The organism is Bradyrhizobium tropiciagri, from assembly GCF_018130545.1.
GTDB classification, from domain to species: Bacteria; Pseudomonadota; Alphaproteobacteria; order Rhizobiales; family Xanthobacteraceae; genus Bradyrhizobium; species Bradyrhizobium tropiciagri_A.
In genome coordinates this window covers 802,945-815,201 of sequence record NZ_JAFCKF010000003.1, presented here as the reverse complement: position 1 = coordinate 815,201, position 12,257 = coordinate 802,945, and the positions used below count along the sequence as shown (strand labels likewise).

Here is a 12,257-nt window from a genome sequence, read left to right as displayed (position 1 = left end):
TGTCAGGAGTGCACGCCGACAGCCGATTTGTTGTCCTGCTGCTTCGACCAGGAAACATAGTAGGCGACGGCAGTCATCGCCGCGATACCGGCGATGCTGACCGCGAGCTGCCTTGTCAGCGAGTACGGACCGGTGATCAGGATCAGGTGCGCAGCGAAGGAGAGGAACACGCCCGCGCAGAACACGGCCAGCCATTCCTCGCCGCATTTGATGACCGGCTGCAGGGCATAGGATCGCAGGTACTCACAGTCGCGCGGCACCAACCAGGTGAACAGGAAGGTCAGGGTCAGGAAATGCAGGATGCGGTGCGGTGCGACTTCCTCCCGGTCGTTCTGCAGGAGCACATCGCTCAGCCCGCTCGGCATCATCTGCGCGAGCGCCGGGATCTCGCTGCTGGAGACGATCGTCAGCGCGAAGAGCAGATACAGCAACGCGGTGGCGCGCAGCGCGGGAATGGCCTGTATCGCGCGGATCGTCGGGGCGTAGCGCGTGCCGATGAGTGCAAGCCAGCCACCCATCACGAACAACAATTGCCAGCAAAACGGATTAAGATACCAGGCTCCATATGTGGATGATGTCAGGTTCCAGTCGAGGACACGGGCGGTGGCGTAAAGGGCCACGGACGCGAGAAGTGTCGCGCTCGGGACGTACAGTAGCCCGAATACGACGATCGGCTGGAAGGCCATCAGGGCGATAGTGAGTTGCAGCACGTCGAGATTGAGCGGCTTGGCCTGCAGGAACAAGCCATAGATCAGCGTTCGGATCGGGTGATCGATAAAGCCGGTGATGTTGAATTCGCTGATGATCTCGGGCGCCGCGGTTCGCGCGGCGACATAGCTGATCAACTCGACATAGATCACGAACAGCACGACATAGGCAGCATAGAGCTGCCATACGCGCTTGAAGATGCGGGTTGCAGCCACCAGGAAGCCGCGTTCGAGCGCCATCCTGGCGTAGAACAGCGTCACGGCGTAGCCGCCGACGAAAACAAACAGGTCGGTCGCGCCGCTGAAGCCGAAATTGCGCATGGTCAGGGCGCTGACGACGTTGTGCGGGACATGGTCGAGGAACAGAAACCAGTTCGCTATGCCAAGCAGCAGCGCGATCCTGAGATCGCCATCGGCTCGCGCGATCTCGGGATTTAGTGTCGAGGTCATCTGAAGCTGAAATCTGCTGGCCCGAGAAAACGAAGCGGCAATCTAAAGGGAACCCGTGCCCGGTCCGAATAGACTCTGCGTGAACCCTATCTAATCCGTTTCGGGTTCCGGCCAAGTGGTCGGTTCAAGAAAGATCACGTTTTCGCAATCATCAATTGAGCGACGTCAGACCGGCTCATGCTTGCGCAGGTCGCGGGCGTGATCCGGCGCATTGGCTTGCAGGTCCGCGCCGGTCGGGGAGATGTCCGGCAGGGCTGCCTCCGCAAGGATGTCGTCCGTGACATCCTCGACCGAACACTCGGCAATCTCGTGGATGAAGCTGATGTTTGTGTATTCCCGCGACGCGACCCGGGAGACGATCTCGCGCCGTGTCAGCTCGGGATCGACGATCGCCTCGCGGCCACGGCGGCCATAGTCGATCATCACAACAAAATACTGCATTTGCCTGAAAGTTCGGTGCGTTGACTTGCATCGATTAGTATTTCCGATAATCGGAATACTGTCAAGATAAAATGCCGAAAATCGGAATTCGCGCGAGGGTGCACTGACCGATTCGGTGGCAAGGCACCCGAATCGATCAGCGCGGTCCTGAAACAGCGCCCTATTTGTCGGACGATCGGCCGCCCTTGGAGGCGGATTTGCGGCCCTTGGCCGCTGTCTTGCCGCGCAGCCTCTCGATCTGGCCGCGGGGCAGGGTGACGCAGATTTCGCCGATCCATTCGAGCTTTACGCCGTTGATCGGCTTGGCATTGAAGCTCTTGAGGTTGACGGTGCCGGACGAACTGCCGCGTTCGATCGTCTTCAGGTAACGCTCGCCGCTCTTCAGGCGGACCGCAGCCTCTTCTCCGTAGAAGCTCGACAGCGGATAGCGCTGCTCGCGATAGACCACGATGACGTCGCCGTTCTCGTACTTCGGCAGCATCGAATCGCCCGAAACTTCGAGCGCGACGGTCTCCTCCGTCATCGGGAACGGAAGCTCGATCTCGCCGAGCCCCTCCGGCGGGACCTGCTCCAACTCCGGCTGGATCGTGGCGCCGGCGCCGACCCGGCCCACGATCGGCACCGAGTTCAACTCCAGATATTCCATGATCGGAGCGATCTCCGATGCCTTGATCAGCCGTATTCCCGACAGGATTTCGGACACCGCCCCGGCCCGAACCCCCATTGCGCGGGCAAGGCCGCCCTTGCTCTTCCCGGTCTTTTCCAGTGCTCGTTCAATCAGTGCAGCGTCCAGCATGTTTCATCCTCTCCAAGCCTGGACACACTAATACCGTTACGATTATCAGAATTCAAGCTTGACTTTTTCTTCGGAATATCGGAAGGTGCCCGAGGCGCCGGTGAACTGACAGAAATGGGAATCTGGAATGGAAATGATGAACTGGCTGCCCGAGCACTCGGCAGCCTTGGAGGACCTGCGCGCCCGCGGCTTGTCCTATTCGGAAATCGCTGACAGGATCAACGCATCCTTCAATACGACCTACACTCGCTATGCGGCCCTCAGCCGGGCGCAGCGCATGGGGTTGGCGGGCCTCGATCGGCCCGAGCCGTCCCTGCCGGGGCGCCTCGATCCACCCGGGCCGTCCTCGCCCGAGCTTCCGGGGATCGAGCGGCTGCGCGAAGGACGGGCCGAACCGAAGCCCGATCTGATTCGCTGGCCGAAGATGTTCGCCGAAACGGTGGAGATGCCTCTACTTCGTTGCGCTGCGGTCGCGCCTCGCCATCTTTCGCTGCTCGACCTCAAACCTGGAGATTGCCGCTATCCCTACGGCGGGGATGCCGACGGCGAAGCCATGACCTTCTGCGGTCATCCAAGCCGCTCGGGCTCAAGCTATTGCACCCCGCATCTTGCCTTGAGCCGCGATCCTGAGACCTCGGCGAGGCCTGTCCTAAACGATGCCTGGCTTCGAGCCGTCGGAGCCATCTGAGGCAATTTCTCCCGACCGGCAGGACTTCGGTCCGCAATTCGCAACCCCGACCGCGCGAACGACGCTGCGCGCTCATCATCAGACATCAGGAGGTCATCAATGCCGCGCGCAAAACGCCGGAAACCGTACGATCCCGCTGAAACGCATGATCGACGCTCGACGGATCTGCCCATTAATGCCGAGGTGGCGACCGTCGAGGTCGACGATCCGCTCGCGCTCGGGCCGGGTGACAAGATCGTTGCGTTTCGCTCGATACGCAACGATCCACTCGGCCGGTTGCATGCGCACCGACAGATCGACGACACGCAGTATCGGAGCGGTCGGGCTTTTCAGCACGACTGGGAGAAGGCAGAGCGTGGCCCGCGTGCCGTGGATACCACGCGTGAATACGTCGATGGCGGTCAACAACGTGAGCCGATCACGGAGGGACAGCGCCAGGCAGCCTTGCGTTTGAACCGCGCAGAGCATGAACTTGGCGCCGATGGATCGGCGTTGGTGCACGACGTCCTGATTATCGGCATGACCATGGAGCAGGTTGGGCAGCGGCGCGGACTGCGCACGCAGCGCTGGCACGACTATTTCGCGCGACGCCTCAAGGAATGCCTTGATCGGCTGGCGTTGATGTACGGGCTTGCCACGGCGAACAAGGTTCCCGCGAAGGGCCGGTAATGCTGATGTAAGGTGATGCGCTTACGTGCCGGTTGCCGTGCAGGCAGCCGGCACATCACATTGCAAGACTGTGCTTTGCCTCACACTCCATCCTTGTCTGCGATCGCGATGTGCTCCGCCGTGTTGTGTGGAAGATGGTCGACAGTGGCGCGGACTCTCATGTAACTTCACTCGCGTCGACGACCTTCCTGCATTCGGGCGCAATATGATTGCCTCTTCTGCGGGGAATGGTCCGGTACGCCCACAAGGGAGTTCGCAGCGGCTACGCCCGCCTTCATCTCATGCTGCATCGAGAACATCACGAGTCACGTGGGTCGATGCCGGCGCGGAGTCCGATCAAATTACCCAAGGAGAATCGACCGATGAATCACACTGGAACCTGCTTTTGCGGCGCCGTCGAACTCAAGGTCACGGGGGAGCCCGAGGCGATGGGCTACTGCCACTGCCGTTCATGCCGCTCCTGGTCCGGCGGTCCGGTGAATGCGTTCAGTCTCTGGAAGCCCGAGGCGGTCGAGGTTACCAAGGGCGCCGCTCATATCGCGACATTCGAGAAGACCGCGATGAGCCAGCGCAAATATTGCAGCAAGTGTGGCGGTCACCTGATGACCAACCACCCGACGCTTGGGCTCGTCGACGTGTTCACGGCAACGATTCCGACGCTGAAATTCAGCCCCGGCGTTCACGTCAACTATTCCGAGGCGGTGTTGCCGATCCGCGATGGTCTGCCCAAGTTGAAGGATTTTCCGGCAGAGTTCGGCGGCTCCGGCGAGGTGATCGCCGAATAGCGCGACGGTTCTCGACGACGAAAGCGGGTGGCGAGGGAGCATCGCCACCCGCCGATGTCTCCTCTTCCATCGGCCTCCGTGACATATCCGCCGGCAATTTCCTCGACATTGAACCGGTCCGACTTGTCGGTACCCCTGCGCCACAGGGACCGCGGCCGACCGCAGCCATGTCAGACGAAGGTCCCGCCCTGCAAAATCCGGGTTTGGTCTTGGTGACGGGCTTCCGCTAAAAGGCAAGCAGTGTCGGTCGCGGTAGCGGCCGTCGTATTTCGCCTGACAAAAAAATAGAGGAAGCGTTCAGATCATGACCAGACCAGAACTGCCGGGGCGCACGCCGCGCGGGGAGGGAGTTCCGACGGCGCTCGACGGCCTGCTGGTTGTCGACTTCACCCGCGTCGTGGCCGGCCCGGCCTGCACGCAAACACTGGCAGATTTCGGTGCCGAGGTCATCAAGATCGAGAATCCGGATGGCGGTGACGACACGCGCGCTTACGAGCACGCCGAAATCGGCGGGGAGAGCGCGGCATATCTGAGCCTCAATCGCAACAAGCGCGGCATCGCGCTGGATTTCAACAATCCGGCAGCACTTGACGTCGCGCGCGCCTTGATTGCCAAGGCCGACGTCGTGGTGGAGAATTTCTCCGGCGGCGTGATGAAAAAATTCGGTCTCGATTATGCGTCGGTGTCGCCGACCAATCCGCGGCTGGTGTATTGCTCGATCTCTGCCTACGGCCGCAAAGGTGATTTCGCGCTACGTCCAGGTTTTGACCCGATCACGCAAGCCGAAAGCGGCTTCATGTCGCTCAATGGCTTTCCGGATGGCGAGCCGGTGCGCACCGGTCCGCCGATCGTGGACATGGCAACGGGCATGTCGGCCTGTAACGCCATCCTGCTGGCGTTGATTGCGCGCGACCGGCTGGGTCGCGGCCAGCAGGTCGAGGTCGCCTTGATCGATACCGCGGTGTCGATGACCGGTTTCTATGGCATGGCCTATCTCATCAACGGCAACAACCCTGGGCGCTTCGGCAACTCCCCGAACGGTTCGCCGACCGTCGGCGTCTACCGGGCATCCGATGGTCCGCTCTACATGGCCTGTGCCAATGACCGGCTCTATCGCCGGCTGGTCACCGACGTGCTGGAGCGCCCGGATCTCGTTACCGATCCCGAGTTTGCCCACCGGAAGAACCGGACGGCCAACAAGGAGAAGCTGCGCGACATCATTGCCAGCGTGTTCGCGAGTGACACGCTTGAACACTGGATGGCGAAGATGAAGAAGGCCAACATTCCGGTCGGCTATCTGCGGACGGTCGAGGAGGGATTCAACGCACCCGAGGTGCGCGACCGTCACCGACTGAGCAAGATCGCCCATCCAACCGCCGGCTCGGTTCCGAACATCGAGCAGCCGGTCAGTATGAGCCTGACGCCGACGATCGATCCCGTTGCGGCGCCGCTGCTCGGTCAGCACACGCGCGACGTGTTGGTCAAGACGCTTGGCTATGACGACCGTCGCATCGCTGCATTGGCGGAGGCAGGCGCGTTCGGCAAGGCAGGAAACACCGGCTAGCCGCGTTGCCTGCCTGCACCGAAGATCAGATATTCGCAAAGCAAACCGACGTGGGCGAGAGCAACGGCTCTCACCTCGCGGGACGTCGTTCAGACGCCATGGGCCCCGGTGCGCGCGGCGGCCGTCAAGCCGGAATTGGCCCGTTTCGGGACCTCAGTTCGGCTTGCTGCGCAAGTTGTTCCTTGGCATACTTTCAACTTCCTCGGGCTCCGCTCGATCAATTTCGAGGCGTGCCATCCGGAGTATGAGGGTTGCCGTGGTCAGGCCGAGGCGTTCGGCCTCTTGCGCTGCAGTGTCGACCTTCTGGGCCAAGCCTTCACGTTTACCTGGGTATGCCATTCGTAATCCTCACTTAAGGTGCGAGATGAAAAATCCCACATATGTTGCAGAGCTGCAGAAGAAGCTCGGAGCTCCATCGAGCGAAACACTGGAAAGCCTGCGACTGCTGAAGGCCTTCCTTCGACTTGCGCCCGACCAGCGTTCCGAGGTCATCGAGCTGGTCGAACGTTTGGCGGTTGAACCGCCGCGCGATCCCTCACTGTCCTGAGGTGCTCGCAATCTCTCCTGTGCGTCAGTGGTTCATTGGTTTCGCGGGCGGCTGTATCGCGATCACGTAGATTGCGCCGCCCTCGAGCGCCTCGGATTGATGCCGGGTGCCGGCAGGCAGCAGGATCGTGTCACCGGCACCGACCACCCGCTCGCCGCCATCCCAAATGAAGTTCAGCCGGCCGCTGACGATCATCAGGATCTCATCGACCGGATGGGTGTGGAAGTGATGCACCTTGCCGGCCGCATCATGCTGCAACTCGACGGAGCCCTGGGCCGGGAGCAGGTTCAGGATCTCCGGATCAATGGCAAATGTGGTCTTCGTGCCCGCGATGATCTGGGTCATGCTGCCTGTTCCTTGTTCGCGATCGGTGGCGTCTTGTTCTGCGCGAGCTTGGCGAAGGGACAGCCGGCGCTCGCGTTGTTGTCGTCGTGCAGGAAGTACTGCAGGTATTCGCGACCTTCGCTCGCGCCGTAGCGGCCGAGAAGCGGAGAGGGGCTGGCGCTGTCATACGGGATCAAGCGCTTGCGCACCTCGGCGAACGCGGCGTTCGCCGCCTTTTCCGTCCCGAGGATTTTTTCAAACACCCAGCGCGGCTGGAACGTCAGCATGAAGGCGCTGGACCGCCGGCTCTGGCGCATCACATGCGCAGGCGTCGTACAGACCACGAAGATCGGCTCGCCCGCGAACGAGAATTCCCACATCGGGTGATCGATCTGTTCGGGAATCTCCGTCGGCCATGGATTCTTGTCCAGCCGCGCGAGCTGGTCGAGCGTCAGCCACATCTTGCGATAATAGGCGTCGAGCGTTTGGACCGGGCGAGGCCGCGTGAACACGATCAACGACGTGTTGGGACCGAATGAACGCGCCTCCGACACGTATTGTCCGAGTTGCTCGCCGAGCACTGCGACATCATACGGATCGAGGAAGAGGTAGCGGAGCTGGTCCTGGCGATGTCCGGTCACTCCGAACACGCAAGGGAACGGTCTTGCCTCGCTGCTCATCTGAGCCTCAAACTCGGAGAACATCACGCTTTGCCAACTGCTGACCGGAAAGCTTGACGCGACTTCGCCTTTTCTCAAGAACAAGCGCTCCATAATACCCCCTACACTCATAACGACACTAACGAGCTATCAACTTGCTTCTCATCACGAGTGGCCCGGCAATACCCGGCAACGACATGAGAAGCAGAATGACGATCAAGGCGCTGTAGCCGCCGTCATCGATCGCGGCCGTGTTGTGCACGGCGTCGGTTCCGGAGGCGTGGCTCGCGGCAAGCATCGCGAAGCCGATGATGGGCTGCGCGATGCCGGCGAATATCCCGGCGGCAGTGGTGTTCACGGAGGCGCCGACGCCGATCAGGTCCGCGGTGTAGAGCTTCTTGACGCATTTCAGCACCAGCGGGACGGTGCCGCCGGCGACGAGGCCCAGAGCCGTGAACACAACAGTGACGTAGGCGAGACCAAATGTCTGCGCGATCGGCGGCAGCAGCATTGCGATCAGCAGCATGCGCAACGCGCAGATGCCGATCAACGCGCGGTCGAGTGCCGCTGCGGCACGATCGGCGACGTGACCGAGGAAGATCGAGCCGAGCGCGTTGCCGATCATGAAGGCGAGCAGCGGCGTTCCGGCCGCCGTCGGCGAGATATGGAAGAAATGGGCGACCATCGGAATGCCCCAGACGCCCGACAGCGTCGTCACGACCGCAAAGTGCGAGGCAAACGTCATTGCGCAGCCCCAGTTCGCGACATGCGCCAGCGCTTGCCGCGCAGCGATCACGACGCCCTTCAGCGTCTTGTTGCTATGCGAGGCCGGATCGGGCTTGAGCGCGAGCTTGGCGAAGGCGAGGTTGGCAAGTCCGATGCAGGCGATGAACAGGAAGCAGGCCCGCCAGCCAAACCCGGAGACGGCGGCGGCAAGCGGCGTGGTCGCAATCACGCCTCCGACATAGCCGGAGACCTGCGAGATGCCCGACATCATGCCGAACCGCTCGTCGGAGAAGCTCTGCGCCACCAGCTTCAGGAGTGCGGTGAAGACCAGCGCGTCACCGCAGGCGACGATCAGGCGCGCGGCAAAGACGTCGAGCAGGTTCGGTGCCAGCGCGAAGGCGGCGCTGCCGAGCGAGGAGGCGATCATGCTGACGAGGACGACGCGCTTGACGCCGTAGCGATCGACCAGAAGTCCGGCCGGGATCTGCATCAATGTGTAGCCCCAGAAATAGCTCGAGGCCAGCATCGCAACACCGGCTGCATCGGTGTTGAAGTCGTGCATGAAGCTGAGGCTTACCGATTGCGGCGACACGCGTTGCAGGAAGGCAATGGCGTAGGCGATCGCTACCGCCGTCCATGCGAGATAGGCGCGATCAGTGAAGCGCGACGTCGGGGCGTAAACTGCTTGTTGTCCGAGCATCGACATCAGACCCTCGCGTAACCGACTGAGAAAAGGGCATCCGCTGAATTCGGAATCTTGCGCGACATCGCAGCATCGACCAGCGACGCGGTGCCATGATAGGCCTGCCGATGGTGTTTAATGTGGCCGTAAGCGCCGCGCATGATCATGTCCGGCAATTCGAGCGGCTTGCCCGGATAGAGCGAGGTGCACATCTCGATACACGCGGCCTGCAACGCCGGATCCTGCGCATCGTCGAGCAATGATGGAGACACTTTTTCGCAAATCTTAGCGTTCGCTGCCCAGACGATCGGATTGCGGGTGCGCCAGCCATAGAGCACGTTGCCGTCGGGCCGCTCGGTTGCGCCCGAGCATTTCAGGACTTCCGATGTGAAGAAGCCGTAGAAGCCGCGGCCCTGGTGCGCAGGCAGCACTTCCGTGCCGCTTCGATAGATTCCAAGTCCGGCCGACATCTGCAGGACGCGGTAGACGGAGAAAGCCACGAGGCCGGATCCGTCATAGACGAGGATCAGGCTGTACTTCTTGTCGAAGGGCGAGGAGGTTGCTGTCCAATGCGGCTCGGTAGCCTGCCAGTTGACGGCAATGATGCCGTTCATGGCGTCCATCAGCGGCTGACGGTCGCAGGCTTCGATCCGGGAGGCGTCGGGTAGACTGTAGACCGCGTAGTCCGTCCAAGGCGATTTGATCGCCTCATATCCGCTGCCCAGATGTCGCGACATGGCAGAACTCCAGAATTCCATCGCGAGCTATACAGGGCGGCCTCCAATGGCTTAAAGGACAATATGCCCTCGAAAACTGCCAAACCGCCCCGGCCCGAGGCGCGCGACAAGAAAGCCGCGCGGCGGATCGCGATCATCGCCTTTCCAGGCGTGACCTTGCTCGACATCTCGGGGCCGGCGCAGGTGTTCGCAGAACTGGAGGCGATCGAGCTGCCCGGGCCCGACTACGCGCTGTCCTACCTATCGACCTCGGGCGGCCTGGTGCCGACCGATGTCGGCATGATGATCGACACGGCGCCGATCGCCAGTCTTGCGCCCACCGAGGTCGACACGCTGGTGATCCCCGGCGGGCCCGGCATCTGGAAGATCCGCAACGACGCCGCGTTGATGAACTGGATCGCGGAGGCGCTGCCGAAGGCACGCCGGATCGCGTCGGTATGCCTCGGCGCCTTTGCCCTGGCCTGGACCGGGATCCTGGACGGCAAGCGTGCTGCAACGCACTGGCGTTATTGTCCGCGTCTACAGGACAGCTTCCCCAACATCCGGGTCGAGCCCAACGCGATCTTCGTCAAGGACGGACATGTCTGGTCATCGGCGGGGGTCAGCGCCGGCATCGATCTGGCGCTGGCCATGATCGAGGAGGATTTCGGCCACACCATCGCGCTCGACGTTGCGCGCAGGCTTGTGGTGTTTCTGAAACGGCCCGGCGGTCAGAGCCAATTTTCGACCGTCCTTGCAGCCCAGGCATCGGACGTCGAGGGACGCTTCAGCGCGCTGCACGCCTGGATCATCGAGAACATTACTGAAGACCTCAAGGTCGAGACCCTCGCGGAAAAGGCGGGGATGACGCCGCGCACCTTTGCCCGGACCTATGTCAGCCGCACCGGCATGACGCCGGCGAGCGGCGTCGAGGCGCTGCGCGTGGAAACGGCGCGCTTGCTGCTCGAAAGCCGTCAGATCGGCGGCGTGGTCGAGGTCGCCAAGCGCGCGGGATTTGGCGACGACGAACGAATGCGGAGGGCCTTCCTGCGCCACCTCGGCGTGTCGCCGACCGAGTACCGAAACCGGTTCTCGGGCAGTTAGCCCGCCTCAGGCGAGCTCGGTTCGGATGTGGGCGCTTCGCGTCGCAAGCGGATCTATCCCACGAGCGAATAGCTGGCCTTCGTTGGCCGGATTCGTCGCTCAGGTGGTAGCTTTTCCGGTTTGTCTGCGGCTAATGTGCCGGCCAAATCGGGAGAAGAAACACCATGAATGACGGGACCCCCATTCGACAGGCGCGCAATGTTGAGCTCGGCGCCAGCGGCGAGGAATTCCAGAACTTGCACGAATTCGCGCAAAAGGCCCGCGCAAGGTTGAACCAGAACGCCTGGGACTACATCGTCGGCGCCTCCGAAACTGAGACCACGATGCGCCGCAACAGAATGGCGCTCGACGAGATCGCGTTCCGGCCGCGCGTCCTGCGCAACGTCATCAATATCGATCCGTCCACCGAGGTGTTCGGACGTAAGCTACGGCTTCCCGTGATGATCGCTCCGGTTGGCGCGCTCGAGATCTTCGATCCGGACGCGGGCGCGGCCGTTGCGCGCGGCGCGGGAACGTTTGGCGCGGCGCACATGCTGAGCTCCGTATCGGAGCCCGGGCTCGAGAACACCGCCAAGGCGGCGCCTGATGCCTTGCGCATCTTCCAGCTCTATGTGCGTGGCGACGACGCCTTCGTCGAGGACGTGGTCAGCCGTACCGTCGACAACGGCTACGCCGCGTTTTGCCTCACCGTGGACACTGCCCATTACAGCCGGCGCGAGCGCGACATTGCCAAGCGCTATGTCCGCGAGAGCCGCATCCGCGCCACCGGCGGCGACTTCCAGAAGGGCCTGGAATGGCGGACGGTGAAGTTGATCAAGGACAAGTTCAAGATTCCGCTGATCCTCAAGGGCATCGCGACCGCCGAAGACGCCAGGATCGCGATCGACCATGGAGTCGACTGGATCTACGTCTCAAATCATGGCGGACGGCAGCTCGACCATGGCCGCGGGTCGATGCATGTCCTGCCCGAGATCGTCCAGGCCGTCGCGGGCCGCGCCAAGATCATGGTCGACGGCTCGATCTGCCGCGGTACCGACATCGTGAAGGCTATCGTCTCGGGCGCCGACCTGGTCGGGATCGGTCGCCTGCAATGCTGGGCGCTGGCCGCGGCCGGCGAGGCGGGCATCGTTCGGATGCTTGAATTGCTGGAGGACGAAGTGATCCGCTGCCTCGGTCTGCTTGGCGTCACCAGCTTCGCCGAACTGGACAAGTCCTACCTGCATCCGGCAATGCCGACCAATTTGCCGAGCGTGTTCAGCGCATTCCCGCTGCTTGATATCGAGCCCTATCGCTACTGACCGGCCACGAGAGATACATGACGCGATCGGGGCGCGGGGGTGCCTCGATCGCGCGCCATCAATCTGTGCCGTCCATGAAGCCGCCGCGGCTAAGACAAAGT

At 62.1% G+C, this 12,257-nt stretch carries 14 protein-coding genes; 7 read left to right on the top strand and 7 right to left on the bottom strand.

The window, feature by feature from the left end:
* Positions 1–2: 2 nt before the first annotated feature.
* From JQ616_RS16605 to JQ616_RS16595, 3 genes are all read right to left on the bottom strand, one after another.
* Positions 3–1,157, bottom strand: a complete 1,155-nt coding sequence (locus tag JQ616_RS16605) for an OpgC domain-containing protein (RefSeq protein WP_212015949.1) — start codon at positions 1,155–1,157, stop codon at positions 3–5.
* A gap of 165 nt (positions 1,158–1,322) precedes the next feature.
* A complete protein-coding gene (locus tag JQ616_RS16600) occupies positions 1,323–1,598 on the bottom strand; it encodes a hypothetical protein (RefSeq protein WP_212015947.1) in 276 nt (91 codons plus the stop codon).
* 160 nt (positions 1,599–1,758) lie between these two features.
* The gene (locus tag JQ616_RS16595) at positions 1,759–2,394 is read right to left on the bottom strand and encodes a LexA family transcriptional regulator (protein ID WP_212015945.1); all 636 of its coding nucleotides are present in this window, start codon (positions 2,392–2,394) and stop codon (positions 1,759–1,761) included.
* A 127-nt stretch (positions 2,395–2,521) separates the two neighbouring features.
* Between JQ616_RS16595 and JQ616_RS16590 the strand changes: the two genes are divergently transcribed.
* From JQ616_RS16590 to JQ616_RS16570, 5 genes are all read left to right on the top strand, one after another.
* Complete coding sequence (locus JQ616_RS16590) at positions 2,522–3,082, top strand: GcrA family cell cycle regulator (RefSeq protein ID WP_212015943.1); 561 nt, start codon at positions 2,522–2,524, stop codon at positions 3,080–3,082.
* A gap of 99 nt (positions 3,083–3,181) precedes the next feature.
* The gene (locus JQ616_RS16585) at positions 3,182–3,751 is read left to right on the top strand and encodes a DUF6456 domain-containing protein (RefSeq protein WP_212015941.1); all 570 of its coding nucleotides are present in this window, start codon (positions 3,182–3,184) and stop codon (positions 3,749–3,751) included.
* Positions 3,752–4,113: 362 nt separating this feature from the next.
* Complete coding sequence (locus JQ616_RS16580; RefSeq protein WP_212015939.1) at positions 4,114–4,536, top strand: GFA family protein; 423 nt, start codon at positions 4,114–4,116, stop codon at positions 4,534–4,536.
* A 301-nt stretch (positions 4,537–4,837) separates the two neighbouring features.
* Positions 4,838–6,100, top strand: a complete 1,263-nt coding sequence (locus tag JQ616_RS16575) for a CaiB/BaiF CoA transferase family protein (RefSeq protein WP_212016348.1) — start codon at positions 4,838–4,840, stop codon at positions 6,098–6,100.
* 364 nt (positions 6,101–6,464) lie between these two features.
* Positions 6,465–6,647 carry a hypothetical protein gene (locus JQ616_RS16570; RefSeq protein WP_016847357.1) on the top strand — a complete coding sequence of 61 codons (183 nt, stop codon included), beginning with the start codon at positions 6,465–6,467 and terminating at the stop codon, positions 6,645–6,647.
* A 24-nt stretch (positions 6,648–6,671) separates the two neighbouring features.
* Here the strand turns inward: JQ616_RS16570 and JQ616_RS16565 are convergent, their stop codons facing one another.
* The 4 genes from JQ616_RS16565 to JQ616_RS16550 form a co-directional block, all read right to left on the bottom strand.
* On the bottom strand, positions 6,672–6,992 hold the full coding sequence (locus JQ616_RS16565) for a cupin domain-containing protein (RefSeq protein WP_212015937.1): 321 nt from the start codon (positions 6,990–6,992) through the stop codon (positions 6,672–6,674).
* Positions 6,989–7,651 carry a YqcI/YcgG family protein gene (locus JQ616_RS16560; protein ID WP_249136820.1) on the bottom strand — a complete coding sequence of 221 codons (663 nt, stop codon included), beginning with the start codon at positions 7,649–7,651 and terminating at the stop codon, positions 6,989–6,991. The genes JQ616_RS16565 and JQ616_RS16560 overlap by 4 nt, the downstream gene beginning before the upstream one ends.
* A gap of 118 nt (positions 7,652–7,769) precedes the next feature.
* Positions 7,770–9,062, bottom strand: coding sequence for an MFS transporter (locus JQ616_RS16555; protein WP_212015933.1), 1,293 nt, complete (start codon positions 9,060–9,062; stop codon positions 7,770–7,772).
* Positions 9,062–9,775: a hypothetical protein gene (locus JQ616_RS16550; protein WP_212015930.1), complete on the bottom strand. Its 714-nt coding sequence runs from the start codon at positions 9,773–9,775 to the stop codon at positions 9,062–9,064. The genes JQ616_RS16555 and JQ616_RS16550 overlap by 1 nt, the downstream gene beginning before the upstream one ends.
* Before the next feature lie 63 nt (positions 9,776–9,838).
* Here JQ616_RS16550 and JQ616_RS16545 point away from each other — a divergent pair, with 63 nt between their 5' ends.
* Entirely contained in the window at positions 9,839–10,858 is a 1,020-nt protein-coding gene (locus JQ616_RS16545) for a GlxA family transcriptional regulator (RefSeq protein ID WP_212015928.1), read from the top strand.
* 164 nt (positions 10,859–11,022) lie between these two features.
* Positions 11,023–12,156 (top strand): alpha-hydroxy acid oxidase, encoded by a 1,134-nt coding sequence (locus JQ616_RS16540; RefSeq protein WP_212015926.1) that lies wholly within the window; start codon positions 11,023–11,025, stop codon positions 12,154–12,156.
* Positions 12,157–12,257: the final 101 nt, after the last annotated feature.

Excerpts from the sequence above, each read along its gene's own strand:
- JQ616_RS16590 (WP_212015943.1), top strand. The coding sequence starts at position 2,522 with ATGGAAATGATGAACTGGCTGCCCGAGCACTCGGCAGCCTTGGAGGAC.
- JQ616_RS16540 (WP_212015926.1), top strand. The coding sequence starts at position 11,023 with ATGAATGACGGGACCCCCATTCGACAGGCGCGCAATGTTGAGCTCGGC.
- JQ616_RS16550 (WP_212015930.1), bottom strand. The coding sequence starts at position 9,775 with ATGTCGCGACATCTGGGCAGCGGATATGAGGCGATCAAATCGCCTTGG.
- JQ616_RS16545 (WP_212015928.1), top strand. The coding sequence starts at position 9,839 with ATGCCCTCGAAAACTGCCAAACCGCCCCGGCCCGAGGCGCGCGACAAG.
- JQ616_RS16600 (WP_212015947.1), bottom strand. The coding sequence starts at position 1,598 with ATGCAGTATTTTGTTGTGATGATCGACTATGGCCGCCGTGGCCGCGAG.
- JQ616_RS16595 (WP_212015945.1), bottom strand. The coding sequence starts at position 2,394 with ATGCTGGACGCTGCACTGATTGAACGAGCACTGGAAAAGACCGGGAAG.
- JQ616_RS16580 (WP_212015939.1), top strand. The coding sequence starts at position 4,114 with ATGAATCACACTGGAACCTGCTTTTGCGGCGCCGTCGAACTCAAGGTC.
- JQ616_RS16570 (WP_016847357.1), top strand. The coding sequence starts at position 6,465 with ATGAAAAATCCCACATATGTTGCAGAGCTGCAGAAGAAGCTCGGAGCT.
- JQ616_RS16605 (WP_212015949.1), bottom strand. The coding sequence starts at position 1,157 with ATGACCTCGACACTAAATCCCGAGATCGCGCGAGCCGATGGCGATCTC.
- JQ616_RS16565 (WP_212015937.1), bottom strand. The coding sequence starts at position 6,992 with ATGACCCAGATCATCGCGGGCACGAAGACCACATTTGCCATTGATCCG.
- JQ616_RS16560 (WP_249136820.1), bottom strand. The coding sequence starts at position 7,651 with ATGAGCAGCGAGGCAAGACCGTTCCCTTGCGTGTTCGGAGTGACCGGA.
- JQ616_RS16585 (WP_212015941.1), top strand. The coding sequence starts at position 3,182 with ATGCCGCGCGCAAAACGCCGGAAACCGTACGATCCCGCTGAAACGCAT.
- JQ616_RS16555 (WP_212015933.1), bottom strand. The coding sequence starts at position 9,062 with ATGTCGATGCTCGGACAACAAGCAGTTTACGCCCCGACGTCGCGCTTC.